Genomic DNA, 14952 nt, shown 5'->3' on the forward strand with positions numbered 1-14952 from the left:
ATCACTTAAGGAAAAGATGACCTCCCTCACCAGCCCGGAGACAGACACCGGCTCCGCCCTGCCCACAGTGGCTTACCGGATAACCAGCCACGAAATCCTGGCATTGCTGGCTTTCGAGCCCGGCGCCGGAACTTCCCTGACCCGCCGGGTACTTGGCCTTGCTGAACTTCCTGATGACCACGACTTGGTGCGGGCAGGCCTGGGCACCCTGAACATCAGGGAAACAGTGGAAATAAGCGGGGAAGAAGTGACCCTGCTGGCCGAGGCCAAAGTTCTTGCAAAAATTTTCAGCACCTCCTCCGTATGGTTCGACATCACCCGGATCGGGTCCCAGTACGCGTCACCAAGCTACCTGGTGGACTCCCCCGCAGGCCGGGCAGCCGTCTTCCTTCGGCCCCTTAGTGAATATGTTTGCCTTCCCCTCCGGGACGACGTGGAATTGCTCGATTACGTGCAGGCTCAAGTCGATGACGCGGTGGCGGGCCTGGAAAACGAGGGCGGAGGCATGGTCAGCTCCAGGCGGTACAGTGCCGAAACAGCGAACCCCGTTGTCGCGAACATCAAGGTCCTCGCAGGCGGCCCCCTTCAACTTGCCTCGGCACCCCTGGACGAGGACGGAAAGCTTGGGGTCCGTGAGCTGGACGCGGCTGAGGAACCCGGCCAGGTGGTCCGGGCTCTGCTGGTGGCCGGATCATGATGGATCTGACTGCTGCCAGCACCGCCGGGTTTCCGCAGCTGGCCCTCGGTTACGCCCACCGCCGGGCCCGTGTCTTCTGGTTTTGGTGGATGGGAATGGTCTTCGCAGTTCCCGGAATGGCACAGGCAGCCGTGTTGGCTGCAACGGGTCAAAACCCGGAGAACGGCCTCATACTCGTAGCCATCGGCCTCGCCTTGTCGGGGATAGGTTGGCTGGCCGCTGCCAGGTCACGGTTTACGCGCAGGGACCCGCGGCCGGCCGACGACGTGAACCGCACGGAACAGTACATTCGCATAGTTCCGAACTCAGCTATCGCCATGGTTGTCATCATGCTCGCGTTCGTCGCTGCTTTGAGCTTCCTCGCTCCAAAGGGATTGTCCCCGGAGGCTCTTCCGGTCTCAGCGTTCCTGGCTGCATTTCCCCTTCCCGTTGCGGCAGGAATGCTCTACTCCCGGCAGCTCCACCGCGAGCGGGAGCGGCTTTACACAAGCTGGCTGGAACGCCGCCGGTAAGCGCCCCGCCGACTCAGGCGCCTTCGGATTCTTCCAGGCTCAGCTGCGACTCGAACATCCTGAAGTAGCGGCCCCGCAGCGCCACGAGTTCCTTATGGGTGCCCTGTTCCACGATGTGTCCGTCTTCCAGCATGTACACGATGTCAGCTTTTTCAATGGTGGCCAGGCGGTGGCTGATGGCGATGATGGTGCTGCTGCGGTCCGCGAACAGGCGGGTAAAGATCCGGTGTTCGGCGAGGGCATCGATGGCCGATGTCGGTTCGTCCATCACCATGAACGAGGCGTCGCGGTAGAAGTTGCGGGCCATTGCCAGCCGTTGCCACTGCCCGCCGGAGAGGCCGCTGCCCTTGCGTCCCCTCGGGTCCTCCATCCAGTTGCTGACGTGGTTGTCCAGGCCGTTAGGCAGCTTGTTGATGAAGTCGAGTGCCTCCGCGTCCGCGGCGGCCCGCCGGATGCGGTCATCGTCCCGGGGTGAGTCGACGTCACCGAAGTAGATATTCTCCGCAGCCGTGGCGAACTCGTACTTGAGGAACTCCTGGCTCAGCACTGCGAGGTGGCGGTGCCAGGAGGTCACGTCGACGGCGGCGAGGTCCACGGCGTCGAGCATTACCTGGCCGGAGTCGGGGCGGTAGAGGCCGGCAAGGATGCGGATCAGGGTTGACTTTCCGGCGCCGTTCTCCCCCACAATGGCGATGTGCTGGCCCTCGCGGATGGTCATGCTGATGCCGCGGATCACCTCGATGTCGCTTCCGGTGTACGTGAAGCGGATGTCCTTGAGTTCTACTGTCTTTGGGGGCTCCAGCAAAGGCGGCGCGTGCTCCGAGTGCACGGGAAGCGCCATGAAGAGCTCGTAGTCCTTCAGGTTTGCCAGGTCCTCGTCGATGGAGCTGAGGGAGGAGACGAGGCTGTTGGCCGTGGACAGTGCCCGGCTCACGATTTGCTGGACGTAGAGGAACTGGCCCACCGGCAGGGCCCGGGCGATGATCTGCCCCACCACCCAGATCAGCGAGACCACCTCCGCACCATATTGGAGGGCATCGGCGGCGAGCTGCTTGGGGATGTAGCGGCGCTGGAAATCAAGACGGCGGCGCTCGTCCGCGTCGCGGAGGCGGGACCGAAGGTCCATCAGGAAGCCGACGATGCCGTAAAGGCGCATCTCCGCGATGTGCTGCGGACGCAGGAGGTTCGTTTCGATCATCCGCCGCTGGCGCCGGGAGTCCACCTGCGTGTTCCAGTGCGCGATCTGCTCCCTGGACAGCTTGAACTGCAGGTAGACGCTGGGCACGATGGCCACCAGGACAATCACGGCGATCCACCAGCTGACCAGCAGCAGTGCCCCGATGGCCAGGATGACCGAGACGAGCTGGGTGAAGATGGCGGCGATCCGGTCCAGTACCCGGGCGTAGGAGTCGGAGAACCGTTTTGCCCGGTCGTACAGGTCCACGGTTTCTTTATCGTCATAGCGCCAAAACTCAAGGGCGAGGAACCGCCCGTACATCTGGTCCCCAACGATGGCGCCCACTTTGAAGCTCATCAGCTGCTGAATGTAACGGTCCACGCTGTTGAACGCGCCCCAGAAAAGGCCGAGCGCGGCGGTGATGATGACGTAGACAATTGCCAGCTGCCCGGCACCGGCATCGCCCGAGTAGGCGGCGGCCAGCGCCGTGGTGGTCAGAGCCGCGAAATACGTGGTGGCCAGCGGCAGCACCGCCGAGATCAGCGAGCCGAGCACTTTCATGATGACTGCGCCCGGGGAGGCCCGGAAACTGACGCGCAGGACCTGGGCTACCGCCCGGGCATACGGACGAAGGGCCAGCCGGCGTTGCGGCTGGCCCTTCGTCCGGTCAGGAACGGTTGTCAGCGTGATCCGTAATTCGGCGCCTCGACAGTCATCTGGATGTCATGCGGGTGCGATTCCTTGAGGCCGGCAGGAGTGATCCGGACAAACTTGCCGCGGGCCTTCAGCTCGGGGACGGTGGGGGCACCGGTATAGAACATGGTTTGGCGCAGGCCACCCACCAACTGGTACGCCACGGAAGCCAGTGGCCCGCGGTAGGCTACACGGCCTTCGATGCCTTCGGGGATGAGCTTGTCATCGCCGGAGACGTCGGCCTGGAAGTAGCGGTCCTTCGAGTAGGACGTGTTCTTGCCCCGGGACTGCATGGCGCCCAGGGAGCCCATGCCGCGGTAGGACTTGAACTGCTTCCCGTTCACGAAGATCAGCTCGCCCGGGGATTCGTCGCAGCCGGCCAGGAGGGACCCCAGCATCACGGTGTCGGCGCCGGCAACCAGCGCCTTGCCGATGTCGCCGGAGTACTGCAGGCCGCCGTCGGCGATCAGCGGAACGCCGGCCGGGATGGCTGCCTTGGCCGACTCGTAGATCGCGGTGATCTGCGGGACGCCCACACCGGCCACCACGCGGGTGGTGCAGATGGAGCCCGGCCCGACGCCCACCTTGATGCCGTCAGCGCCGGCATCGATCAGGGCCTGGGCACCTTCGCGGGTGGCGGCCTGGCCGCCGATGACGTCCACGTGCGCTGCCACAGGATCGGACTTCAGGCGGCGGATCATGTCCAGCACGCCCTGCGAGTGGCCGTTCGCGGTGTCCACGAACAGAGCGTCGACGCCGGCATCAACCAAGGCCATGGCGCGCTCCCAGCCGTCCCCGAAGAAGCCGATGGCTGCGCCCACGCGGAGGCGGCCCTCGTCGTCCTTGGTGGCCAGCGGGTACTGCTCTGCCTTGGTGAAGTCCTTGGTGGTGATCAGGCCCTTCAGCCGGCCCTGCTCATCCACCAGGGGCAGTTTTTCGATCTTGTTGGTGGCCAACTTGTGCGAGGCCTCTTCGCGGCTGATGCCCACGTGCCCGGTGACCAGCGGCATCTTGGTCATCACGTCGCTGACAAGCCGCAGCGGGAAGTCGGACTCGGGCACAAAGCGGGTGTCGCGGTTCGTGACGATGCCCAGCAGGCGGTTGTCCGTGTCCACCACCGGCAGGCCGGACACGCGGTACTGGGCGCAGAGGTCATCCAACTCGCGCAAAGTTGCCTCGGGCCGGATGGTCAGCGGGTTGGTGATCATCCCGGACTCGCTGCGCTTGACGCGGTCCACCTGGTCTGCCTGGTCCGCGATGGAAAGGTTGCGGTGCACCACGCCCAGGCCGCCCTGGCGGGCCATGGCGATGGCCATCCGGGACTCTGTCACAGTGTCCATGGCCGCGGACAGCAGGGGCGTCTGCACAGTAATGCGCTTCGAGATCCGTGAGGACGTATCCGCTTCTGAGGGGATGACCTCGGTGTGGCCAGGCAGGAGCAGGACGTCGTCGTAGGTCAGGCCGATGAAGCCAAAGGGATTGTGTTCGGGCTCGGTCATGAGTGCGCCTCTTACCTTGGTTGCTGTGCGGGTAGGGGTTGCAGCCGATGACCAGCCCGTTATTACGGGACTGGCCTGTGCAGAAGGCCGGGACCACCACTACAGGCGGCGCTCCGGGGTCATAAAGTGTTGAGTAAATATTAGAACCTCGGCGTCGATCCCCCTATTCCATGCAGGCAATGTGAGCAACCGCACGCTCCCCTGCCCCGCAAGCTGGGCCAGGGCTCCCCGCCGGCGCGGGCCCTGCTGCCGAGGTATCAGTTCCATCCCGTGGCGGCCAGCAGCCGCTCTTCGAACATGGGGATCATGGTTTCCACATAAGTCCGGGTTAGGTGGTTGTCATCCTTGTAGACGTACACGTTTCCCACCACACCGGGGCAGATGCCCTGCGCGCAGATGAAGTCGCTCAGATCCATCAGGTGCAGCCCCTCGACCTTGCCCGAGTAGCTTTCCAGTGGAGAGGGGTCTGCCAGGGACTGTTCAAGGGAAACGCTGCATTCCGGGGCGTCCGGGCCGTTCCGTTGGATGCACTCAGGCATGTTGAACGAGAAGCGGGGGTTATCCCGGATTCCGACGATCTCGATCCCGGCATCCGCAAACGGCCCGATACCCGCCAGGTAGCCCGGAACTTCGGTCTCGAACGGGGCTTCCTCATGGGTCAGTGACGCCACCGTGAACACTGCATCGGGCTGGTGTTCCAGGACGTAGGCGGCGCTGGCCTGGTTGTAGGCATTGCACTCCGCGCTCCTTTCCACGGACTCAGCCCCGAAGCGGCACGCCGGCATCAAAAGGGTCACCAGTTCCCAGCCGCGCGCAGCCGCAATCGGCGCCAGCGCAGCCATGTACTGCTGCGAGTGCGAGTCGCCCAGGACCACAATGCGTTTGGTGACCTCCCCTTCCGGGACTGCCTGCCGGCAGCCCTCTAGGATGGGATTGCTGGTGGCATTGGCGCCGGTGCAGGGAGCATGGATTCCGGCCCAGTCGTGGTCCAGCGCGGCCGGCCCCGGAATGATCTTGGCGTCAGGAGCCGGCACCGGCGCGTTCTGCGGGCTGAGCGCCGCCGCTCCGGGCGTGAGCTCCCGCGGTTGTGCCGCCGTCGCGCTTTCCTCTGCGGTGAGCGTGGTCTGCCAGATCGCTACGGGACCTGCCAGCAGGGCGCCGCAGGCAACAATGACGACGGCGGTGCGCCAGGCCCTGAGTTTGGGCCAGTGCCAGTCGCGGAGCGGCCTTTCCACGAAGCGCGTGGTGAGGACAGCGAGCACAACCGCTGCGCCGACAATCCCCAGTCCCTGGGACAGGTTGGGTGCCTCCACGCCCGTGGCTGCGAGCGCCAGGACGAGGAGGGGCCAGTGCCACAGATACAGCGCGTAGGAATTGTCGCCGAGCGCCACCAGGGGCTTGCTGCTCAGGAACGCATCCACCCCGTAGCGGCTGCCGGTGTGGCCCGCGACGATAATGGCGGCCGCGGCGAGGGTGGGCCACAGCGCAACGTACCCGGGAAAGGACCGGTCGACCGTCAGCAGCAATCCGCAGGAGACCATGGCGGCCAGTCCGGCCCAGCCGAGGACCACCCGGAGGGCCCGGGCAGGTTTGAGGTAGGGCAGCGCAAGGGCCAGGAGGGATCCCAGTGCGAACTCCCAAAGCCGGGACCTGGTGTCGAAGTAGGCGTACGCCTGGTTGGTTGCGGTTTGTTCCACGGAGTCGGCCAGCGAAAAGGCGAAGACCGCGCCGAAGACCAGCGCCAGCAGCCCCCGGTAGTTCACCCCGTTAAGTGCAGGGACGCGGCGCAGCAGCGCCAACAGCGCCGCGGTGCCGGCAAAGATCAACGGCCACAGAATAAAGACCTGGCCCTGGATGGACAGCGACCAGAAGTGCTGGAGCGGGCTGGCACCGGCATGATCCTGGGCGTAGTAGTCGACGGCGGTATCAGCGAGCAGCCAGTTCTGGCTGTACAGCAGCGACGCCCAAGCCTGGTCCAGCACCTGCGGCCAGCGGCTTTGCGGCAGGATCAGCCAGGTCCCGGCAAGGACACCGAGGATGACCACAACCGCAGCCGGCAGCAGCCGCTTGAACAGGTGCAGCCAGTGTCCCAAGAGTCCGAAGGGACGGCCTGCCTCGGCTTTCCGGACGAAGGAAAGCGTGAGCAGGAACGCCGAAATCAGCAGGAAGATGTCCACCCCGCCGGACACCCGGCCCAGCCACACATGGTAGGCAACCACCATCAGGACGGCGAGGGCCCGGAGCCCCTGGACCTCCGGCCGGAAAGTTGGTTTCCTGCCCTTGGCATCGGCTCCGGGAAGCGGTCCGGCTGCAACCGCTGTTCTCGCTACTGACACAAAAAGACCTCACAGGCGCATAGGCAAAACATCAATTCTACCCAACTGGGGTATTTTCGGGCCAGGTACCGCGCGTCCCGGTCTCACCCGGCAGGGTGGCGGCGGCCGCTGCGTACAGGAATTCCTGCCCCCAGAAAGAACAGCCCCGGTGTATCAAAGGGCTACACCTCGGTGCTGCCGTGGCAGCGCACCGCCGTCGAGCAGGTCGGAATCGATCCAGCTGAAGTCGCTCCGGAAACCGGTGCACCAGATGGCGTTTGCGACGTCAGTCCAATGCCGTCCGCGGACACCGGCTTCCCGTCCTCCACGCCGGTGGCCCGTGGCGTGAGCTGCACCCCGGCTGCCGCCAGGTCCTTGGTTTTGGTCCTGATCAGGGGTGCGGGTGTGCTTGGAAGGTGGGTGCCGCCTTGCGTCCAACAGGCGAATCCAACGTGAGGACGTGGAGTCCCAGGAAGCGCACCAGCGGCAGGAAGAGGCGGGCTGCGGTCCGGCCATGTTTCATCCGGCCGGGGCATCGTCACCCTGCGGCGAGGGCTGCGTTGACGAGCTTGGCAAGTTCGGGTGCGTCGGCGGCGGTGACTGCGCCGACGACCCCGCTTTTCATTGCAGTGACCGCCAGGTTCCCCTTGACTCCGAAGACGGTGAGGTTGCAGACCTGTTTCTGCCCCTCGGGGGTGGTCTGGATGGTCAGCGCTGCCATTGACTTATCGGCCTGCACCTCGGCGTCCACAGGTTTCAATTCGCTGGTAATCTTCTTCCCCTTCAACTCGACCGTGTAGGTCGAGCAGTCATTCAGCGCCGCTGCACTCTTCTCGAACTGGGCACTCATCACCGAAGGGTCTTTGACTGCGAACACCGTCATGACCGTTGCCGTTTGGGCTTTCCCCGCAATGCTGGCCCCGGCAGCGTAGGTGCTGCCCTCGGGAACCTGGGTGTTGTTATCAAACAGCACCCCGCAGGCCTCGGGCGTTATGACGGCGGTTTTGAGCATTTCCCGGGCTGCTATCAACCCCTGGTCGATCTGGGCGGCGGGGACCACAGTCAGGGCATTCCCCTGGGCATCCTTGAGGCCGGCGATAATTGCGTTGAGGTCCTCGTTGCTGTAGGCCTTGGCCGGCGCTGTGGCGGCCGACGCGGATGAGGACACGGCCGCGGGCGGCGGGGTCGTGTTTGTTTGGTCGGAGCCGCCGCAGCCTGTGAGGGTAAGAACTGCTGCGACGGTGAGGGCGGCTGAGGTGTTGCTACTTTTCATGACTGGTCCCGTTCAACTGTGCCGGCCTGCCCGCGGGTTTTCGCGAGCTCGCTCCGGAACTGCGCCGTCAGGCCCGATCTGGCGGGCGCAGCACCGCGCACGTCGGCGATGTTTGGATCGGTCAGGGCCGGCCTGCGGGGACCGAGTCCTGGTGTGGTGATCCTTCTATTCACCGCTGGCTGGCGCGATTGCTCAGAGCCTACGACGTCAGCCCCGCCAACGCCAGAGCGCGCTACCTGACCTCCTTGTCCGCCGCTGACGTGCCGCGGCCTGCTGGCGGTCGTGGTCCGCATAAGGCCCCAGTAACCTTCTTGTTGCAAAGATCTGCTTGGTTGTCATCCGGTAGCTGCGGTCAGCGGATAGTTCCTGGAGAGTGTGACCCAGGCTTGGCCCGCGACCTCCCAGGCTGCCGGACGCGGTCCACTGGACAACGCGCTGGCAGAGGCTCACCCTTGGAGTAACCGCACCGACTGCGCATCGCGCTGACCTCCGGGCGGTCGCGTGCCGCCGATGTCGGGCACCCATGAGATGTTCGACTCCGTCGGGTTCGCTTGAACATGGCTCCGTGACGACTGGAGGACCGACGACATGAGGAACAGCAACGCGTACGATCATCACAGGCGACCATCGCGGACTTCGAGGAACGGCGCGCGCCGACGGTGGGCGCTCTGCTTGATCCCGGCACTGACCGCCGCACTCGTTGTACCGGGAGTGTCGAGCGTCGGCGCCTCGAACGCGCGGAACACGGCGTCGGCGAACACGGACGTCCTCATCGAGTGGAGCACCATCGCCCAAGACCACGTCATCCCACTGCGTCCCACGGCTCACGGCCAGCTCCGCGGCATGGCGATGGTTCAAGGCGCGGTGTACGACGCAGTGAACGCCATCGACCGCGGGTACCAGCCGTATCTGCTCGACGGCGACTCGGTCGGCGTCGGGCCGGAGGCATCGTTCGATGCGGCGATCTCGACCGCCGCACACCACGTGCTCGTCACTCTGGTCCCGCCGGACCAGGTCGCTGGCCTCGACGCTGCGTACGAAGCGACGCTCGCGGGCGTCACCGACGGCCCGAACAAGGACGAAGGCGTCTCCGCCGGTGACGCCGCCGCGGCGGCGATGATCCTTGCGCGCACGGATGACGGGTTCATGGCCCCGTTCGAGTTCGACATCGGATCGGATCCCGGCGAGTGGCGGCCCGTCGCCCCCGATGCACTCGATCCGGACGCCTGGGTGGCCAATCTCAAACCGTTCATCATCGAGAGTCCCGACCAATTCCGCTCGGAGGGTCCCAACCCGCTGAGGAGTACCGAGTACACAGCGGACTTCAACGAGGTCAAGGAGATCGGTGCGCTCGCGAGTACCACTCGAACCGACGACCAGACCACTGCGGCCATCTTCTGGCAAGCCACGCCGGTGGCACTCTGGAACGGCCTGTTCCGCAGCCTCGCCGTGGAGCACGGACTCGACCTGGCCGACGCGGCTCGACTCTTCGCGATGACCAACCTCGCCGCCGTTGATGGCGCGGTCGCTTGCTGGAACGACAGGTACTACTGGAACTTCTGGCGGCCGATGGCGGCGATCCGCGAAGCCGACACCGACGACAATCCGGAGACGGAAGCCGATCCGACATGGAAACCGCTCTTCGATCCATCGACAGCGACCGTCCCGCCGCTCACCACACCGCCGTTCCCGGACCACCCGTCCGGTCACAGCTGCGTCAGCGGCGCCACTCTCTACGCGGCGCAGGAGTTCTTCGGCACGGACGAGGTCGCCTTCGACGTGAACTCCGGTCGCTTCCCGGGCGAGCCACGGCACTTCGACGGATTCTCCGCGGCGATACAGGAAATCGTTGATTCTCGCGTCTGGGGCGGCATCCACTTCCGCACCGCCACCGTACAGGGCGCCGAGATCGGCAACGAGGTGGCGTTGTGGCTCAGCGGTCACTACTTCCAGCCGGCGCCACGTCTGTAGCGTCCTGCGGCTGATCCGATGGCGACCGCCTTGAGGTGGGCCATGCGCTCGTCGGTCACCAGGAGGTCCCTTTTCATCCCGGCTACGTGCGCAGCAGGGCGCGCAGCGTCTGAATGGTGTCGGCTTCCGCAGCCGTCTTGTCGTCGCGGTAGCGCTTTACGCGTGCAAACCGCAGCGCGATTCCGCCCGGATAGCGCGAGGACTTCTGCACGCCGTCGATGGCGATCTCCACCACCGTGACGGGCTCCATCCAGACAGTGCCCGCCGTCCGCCGCACCTCAAGCTCCTGGAACCTCTCGGTCTGCCAGCGCAGCAGGGCGTCGGTGAGTCCCTTGAAGGTCTTGCCCACCATCACGTAGCCGCCGGGTTCGCCGAACTCGCCGGTGGGGTCGAAGGCTCCGAGGTGCAGGTTCGACAGCAGCCCGGTACGCCGCCCTGACCCCCACTCGCAGGCGAGCACCACCAGGTCGTAGGTGAGCACCGGCTTCACCTTGATCCAGTTCGACCCACGCCGGCCGGCAGCGTAGGTTGATCCGACCGCCTTCACCACCACTCCCTCGTGGCCCGCGGCGAGCGCATCCCGTGACACTCTCTCGGCAACCGCCGCATCCGCCGTGATCTCCCCCGGGATCCGGTGCCCGGGGGCGATGCGATCGAGCACGCCGATGCGCGTCGCCAGCGGCTCGTCCAGCAGGTCGCGGCCGTCGACATGCAGCACATCGAAGAACCAGGGACGAAGCAACGTACTGCGGGCGGCGTCCGCTCCAAACCGCGACATGGTCTCCTGGAACGGCCGCGGGGCGCCGTCCTCGTCAAGGGCGAGGGTCTCGCCGTCGAGGATCACATCCCGCACCGGCAGTCCGCGCACCACCTCCACCACCTCGGGCAGCCGGTGCGTTACCTCGGCCAGCGTGCGGGTGTAGATGCGCACCTCGTTTCCCGCGCGATGCACCTGGATGCGGGCGCCGTCGAGCTTGTATTCCACCGACGCCTCCCCCGTGGTCTCCAGCGCGGCGCCGGCGCTGGAGGCGGTCGAGGCGAGCATGGGCTGCACAGGTCGGCCGACGACGAGGCTAACCCCGGCGAGCTGCGCTGCGGTGCCCGTGATCGCCACCAGGGCGGTCCCGCCGAGATCGCCGGAGAGCATCGCCGCGCGCCGCACGGCGTCGACGGGCCTGTCGGCGGCTCGGGCAACCGCGTCCGTCAGCACCCCCTCCAGCGCACCGGTACGCATCTCGCCAAGCAGCACGCCGGCAATGAAGGCCTGCTCCCGTTCGGTGGCTGCTGCCGTAAGCGTCCGGAGTGTCGCGGCACGGTCCACGGCCGATCCGGCGCCTGAGGTGGCGAGCAGCCGGTCCAGCGCAGCGTCGAGGTCGGCGATAGCAAGGCTGGGCACGGCGGCCGGCTCCCCCATGGCCGCCGACATGCCGCGCCAACCGACCCCTACCCGGCCCTGCCGTGGCTTGGCGATGAGCAGGCCGACTGCCGTTGCGATCTCCACGGGCTCGAGCCGGCGCAGCAGGTCTGCCAGTGCATCGATCTTCGCGAGCCGGGAGCGCGTGGACGCGACGGCATCCGTGGTCCTCACGAGCTCGTCGAGCAGCATGGCACCAGTGTGCCACGCGGGCCGACGCTGCGTGGAGCTGCCCGCCCATGCTGGACAGCACCGGAAGGCAGTTCCAGACTGGACGCATGGGAATCATCGTCGCGAACCTGTTCCTCACCCTCGACGGCGTGTACCAGGCGCCCGGCGGCCGAGAGGAGGACACCGAGGGCAACTTCGCCTTCGGCGGCTGGCAGGCGCCGGTGTCCGACGACGAGGCTGAGGCGGCCATCGAGGCCGAGATCAGCCTCATCGACGCCCTGCTTCTCGGCCGGAGGACCTACGACATCTTCGCTGGCTTCTGGCCCCACCAGTCCGACGACATCGGCAATACGCTCAACCGGGTGCCCAAGTTCGTCGTCTCCAACAGTCTGACCGCCCCCGGCTGGGCGGGCACAACAGTCCTGCCGGACGCCGCAGCCGCAGGCCGGCTCCGCGAGGAGTACGGCCAGGTGCACATGTTCGGCAGTGGCGTCCTCATCCGTTCACTGCTCGCGGCAGGCGTGCTCGACCGTCTCCACGTCTGGCTCTATCCGGTGACCCTCGGGCAGGGCAAGCGCCTCTTCGACGCCGGGACCATCCCCGCCTCCTTCCGTCTCGCGGAGCCGGCACGCACCTTCCCGAAAGGGGCAGTTTCGCTGGTGTACGAGCGCGCGGGCGACGTTGAGACGCAGGACATGCCGGGCACCTAATGGTCAAGGTCATCGCAGCCATCACCACGGCCGTTGACGGCTTTATTACCGGCGTCTTATCGTGCTCACGCACGGTGTATAGGACCAAGGAACGGCGAGCGAAACCGGCGATAGTCGAGCAGTTGAACCCTGGAATTGCTGTGCATGCTTGCTTGTGGCTTTCCATCCAACGCCCCATCACCACCTGCAGCTTTCCATCCAACGCCCCATCACCACCTGCAGCTTTCCATCCAACGCCCCATCAGCTTTTGATGAAGTTCGACGGCGGTGCTGCCGCGGGCAATGTGCCGAGTACCTCAGGTTGTCCCCAAAGATGATGGAGGGTTACCTCATCTACTGCAAAACGTGATGGCGCGTTGCTCGATTTGCTGCAGGACGTGATGGCGGGTCCCAAATGCGGGCCGACAGCACAAAAAACCGGCCCAGCGGATGCTGGACCGGTTTTTTGTGACCTCAGGGCTGGGCCCACGCCGGCGAGGGACCCGAGTCGAGCGAAGCAAGACTTGGGAGCCGGTGGGGATTAGTGGCTGTGGCCTGCGTGCTCGTCTTCCTCGGCAGGCTTCTCCACAACGAGGGTCTCAGTGGTGAGAACCAGTGCAGCGATGGAGGCTGCGTTGCGGAGGGCTGCGCGGGTGACCTTGACCGGGTCGATGACACCGGCGGCGATCAGGTCTTCGTACTCGCCCGACTTGGCGTTGAAGCCGTTGTTGGTTTCGAGTTCGGCAACCTTGGCGGTGATGACGTAGCCATCGAAGCCGGCGTTCTGGGCGATCCAGCGCAGCGGCTGGACCAGCGCGCGGCGGACAATGCCCACAGCAGCGGCGGCGTCGCCTTCGAGTGCCTTTACGGCGGGGTCCTCGTCGAGGGCCTTCAATGCGTGGATCAGTGCGGAACCGCCACCGGCCACGATGCCTTCTTCGAGGGCAGCGCGGGTGGAGGACACTGCATCTTCGATGCGGTGCTTCTTTTCCTTCAGCTCAACCTCGGTGGCTGCGCCGACCTTGATCACGCCGATGCCGCCTGCGAGCTTGGCCAGGCGTTCCTGCAGCTTTTCCTTGTCCCAGTCGGAATCGGTGCGGGTCAGCTCGGCACGGAGCTGGGCAACGCGTGCAGCCACGTCTTCGGCCGAACCTGCGCCGTCAACGATGGTGGTGTTGTCCTTGGTGACCGTGATGCGGCGGGCAGTGCCCAGCACCTCAAGGCCCACGGTGTCCAGGCTCAGGCCCAGTTCCGGGGAGACAACCTGTGCACCGGTGAGGGTGGCGATGTCCTGCAGCATGGCCTTGCGGCGGTCGCCGAAGCCGGGAGCCTTGACGGCGACGACGTTCAGGGTGCCGCGGATGCGGTTGACGATCAGCGTGGACAGGGCCTCGCCGTCGACGTCTTCAGCGATGATGAACAGCGGCTTGGAGCTCTGCAGCGCCTTTTCCAGCAGCGGCAGGAATTCCTGGACGGAGGAGATCTTGCCCTGGTTGATCAGGATGAGGGCGTCCTCGAGGACTGCTTCCTGGCGTTCCGCGTCGGTGACAAAGTACGGGGACAGGTAGCCCTTGTCGAACTGCATGCCCTCGGTGAGGACCAGTTCGGTCTGCGTGGTGGAGGACTCCTCGATGGTGATCACACCATCCTTGCCAACCTTGCCGAATGCCTCGGCAAGGAGCTCGCCAACCTCTTCGCTTTGGGCGGAGATGGCTGCAACGCTGGCCACCTGGGTGCCTTCAACGGGGCGGGCGTTTTCCAGCAGGCGGGCGGCGACGGCTTCAACCGAAACTTCGATGCCGCGCTTGATCTGGCCGGGAGCGGCGCCTGCCGCTACGTTGCGCAGGCCTTCCTTGACCAGGGCCTGGGCCAGGACCGTGGCGGTGGTGGTGCCATCGCCGGCAACATCGTTGGTCTTGGTGGCAACTTCCTTGGCCAGCTGCGCGCCAAGGTTCTCGTACGGGTCGTCCAGCTCAACTTCGCGGGCGATGGTGACGCCGTCGTTCGTGATGGTGGGAGCGCCCCACTTCTTGTCCAGGACGACGTTGCGGCCGCGCGGGCCGAGCGTCACCTTGACGGTGTTGGCGAGCTTATCGATGCCGGCTTCAAGAGACCGGCGGGCAGCGTCATTAAACGCAAGCTGCTTTGCCATGGTTTTGTCCTTTCAAGACAGAACCCCGCGCAGCTGACCAGCAGAATGCAAGACCAGCGGCACGGGGATCCGGGAGTTACTTTACGACGATCGCCAGGACGTCGCGGGCGGACAGTACGAGGTACTCGGTGCCGCCGGTCTTGACTTCGGTTCCGCCGTACTTGGAGTAGATGACAACGTCACCGACTGCTACGTCCACCGGGACGCGGTTGCCGTCTTCGAAGCGGCCGGGGCCTACTGCAACAACTTCGCCTTCCTGGGGCTTCTCCTGCGCGGAGTCCGGGATGACCAGGCCGGAAGCCGTGGTCTGCTCGGCTTCGAGCGGGCGGACAACAATACGATCCTCAAGAGGCTTAATAGAGACCGACACTCGGACCTCTCCTTTTCGT

At 65.5% G+C, this 14952-nt stretch carries 12 protein-coding genes; 4 read left to right on the forward strand and 8 right to left on the reverse strand.

Features of this window, described 5'->3' with window-relative positions; translation table 11 throughout:
* The first annotated feature begins 16 nt into the window (after positions 1-16).
* On the forward strand, positions 17-697 hold the full coding sequence (locus M1E07_RS14215; RefSeq protein WP_461187311.1) for a hypothetical protein: 681 nt from the start codon (positions 17-19) through the stop codon (positions 695-697).
* Positions 694-1209 carry a hypothetical protein gene (locus M1E07_RS14220; RefSeq protein ID WP_461187312.1) on the forward strand — a complete coding sequence of 172 codons (516 nt, stop codon included), beginning with the start codon at positions 694-696 and terminating at the stop codon, positions 1207-1209. Before M1E07_RS14215 ends, M1E07_RS14220 begins: the two co-directional genes overlap by 4 nt.
* Positions 1210-1222: 13 nt before the next feature.
* Here the strand turns inward: M1E07_RS14220 and M1E07_RS14225 are convergent, their stop codons facing one another.
* From M1E07_RS14225 to M1E07_RS14245, 5 genes are all read right to left on the reverse strand, one after another.
* Positions 1223-2947 (reverse strand): ABC transporter ATP-binding protein, encoded by a 1725-nt coding sequence (locus tag M1E07_RS14225; RefSeq protein WP_461187313.1) that lies wholly within the window; start codon positions 2945-2947, stop codon positions 1223-1225.
* A 119-nt stretch (positions 2948-3066) separates the two neighbouring features.
* On the reverse strand, positions 3067-4578 hold the full coding sequence (gene guaB, locus M1E07_RS14230) for an IMP dehydrogenase (protein WP_461187314.1): 1512 nt from the start codon (positions 4576-4578) through the stop codon (positions 3067-3069).
* 257 nt (positions 4579-4835) lie between these two features.
* The gene (locus tag M1E07_RS14235) at positions 4836-6914 is read right to left on the reverse strand and encodes an acyltransferase family protein (protein ID WP_461187315.1); all 2079 of its coding nucleotides are present in this window, start codon (positions 6912-6914) and stop codon (positions 4836-4838) included.
* Between the two features lie 517 nt (positions 6915-7431).
* The gene (locus M1E07_RS14240) at positions 7432-8166 is read right to left on the reverse strand and encodes a hypothetical protein (protein ID WP_461187316.1); all 735 of its coding nucleotides are present in this window, start codon (positions 8164-8166) and stop codon (positions 7432-7434) included.
* A 614-nt stretch (positions 8167-8780) separates the two neighbouring features.
* Positions 8781-8972, reverse strand: a complete 192-nt coding sequence (locus M1E07_RS14245; protein WP_461187317.1) for a hypothetical protein — start codon at positions 8970-8972, stop codon at positions 8781-8783.
* Between the two features lie 58 nt (positions 8973-9030).
* Here M1E07_RS14245 and M1E07_RS14250 point away from each other — a divergent pair, with 58 nt between their 5' ends.
* On the forward strand, positions 9031-10137 hold the full coding sequence (locus M1E07_RS14250; protein WP_461187318.1) for a vanadium-dependent haloperoxidase: 1107 nt from the start codon (positions 9031-9033) through the stop codon (positions 10135-10137).
* An 82-nt stretch (positions 10138-10219) separates the two neighbouring features.
* Here M1E07_RS14250 and M1E07_RS14255 read toward each other — a convergent pair whose 3' ends face one another.
* A complete protein-coding gene (locus M1E07_RS14255; RefSeq protein WP_461187319.1) occupies positions 10220-11743 on the reverse strand; it encodes an ATP-dependent DNA ligase in 1524 nt (507 codons plus the stop codon).
* Positions 11744-11829: 86 nt separating this feature from the next.
* Between M1E07_RS14255 and M1E07_RS14260 the strand changes: the two genes are divergently transcribed.
* Complete coding sequence (locus M1E07_RS14260; protein WP_461187320.1) at positions 11830-12432, forward strand: dihydrofolate reductase family protein; 603 nt, start codon at positions 11830-11832, stop codon at positions 12430-12432.
* 520 nt (positions 12433-12952) lie between these two features.
* Here M1E07_RS14260 and groL read toward each other — a convergent pair.
* Entirely contained in the window at positions 12953-14563 is a 1611-nt protein-coding gene (groL, locus tag M1E07_RS14265) for a chaperonin GroEL (RefSeq protein ID WP_461187321.1), read from the reverse strand.
* Positions 14564-14639: 76 nt separating this feature from the next.
* A complete protein-coding gene (groES, locus tag M1E07_RS14270) occupies positions 14640-14933 on the reverse strand; it encodes a co-chaperone GroES (protein WP_003805290.1) in 294 nt (97 codons plus the stop codon).
* Positions 14934-14952 lie beyond the last annotated feature (19 nt).

Source organism: Arthrobacter sp. Z4-13 (assembly GCF_054792705.1).

Coding starts and splice junctions, on each gene's coding strand:
- M1E07_RS14215 (WP_461187311.1), top strand. CDS start 17: ATGACCTCCCTCACCAGCCCGGAGACAGACACCGGCTCCGCCCTGCCC.
- M1E07_RS14220 (WP_461187312.1), top strand. CDS start 694: ATGATGGATCTGACTGCTGCCAGCACCGCCGGGTTTCCGCAGCTGGCC.
- M1E07_RS14225 (WP_461187313.1), bottom strand. CDS start 2,947: ATGAAAGTGCTCGGCTCGCTGATCTCGGCGGTGCTGCCGCTGGCCACC.
- guaB (WP_461187314.1), bottom strand. CDS start 4,578: ATGACCGAGCCCGAACACAATCCCTTTGGCTTCATCGGCCTGACCTAC.
- M1E07_RS14240 (WP_461187316.1), bottom strand. CDS start 8,166: ATGAAAAGTAGCAACACCTCAGCCGCCCTCACCGTCGCAGCAGTTCTT.
- M1E07_RS14245 (WP_461187317.1), bottom strand. CDS start 8,972: ATGACGTGGTCTTGGGCGATGGTGCTCCACTCGATGAGGACGTCCGTG.
- M1E07_RS14255 (WP_461187319.1), bottom strand. CDS start 11,743: ATGCTGCTCGACGAGCTCGTGAGGACCACGGATGCCGTCGCGTCCACG.
- M1E07_RS14260 (WP_461187320.1), top strand. CDS start 11,830: ATGGGAATCATCGTCGCGAACCTGTTCCTCACCCTCGACGGCGTGTAC.
- groL (WP_461187321.1), bottom strand. CDS start 14,563: ATGGCAAAGCAGCTTGCGTTTAATGACGCTGCCCGCCGGTCTCTTGAA.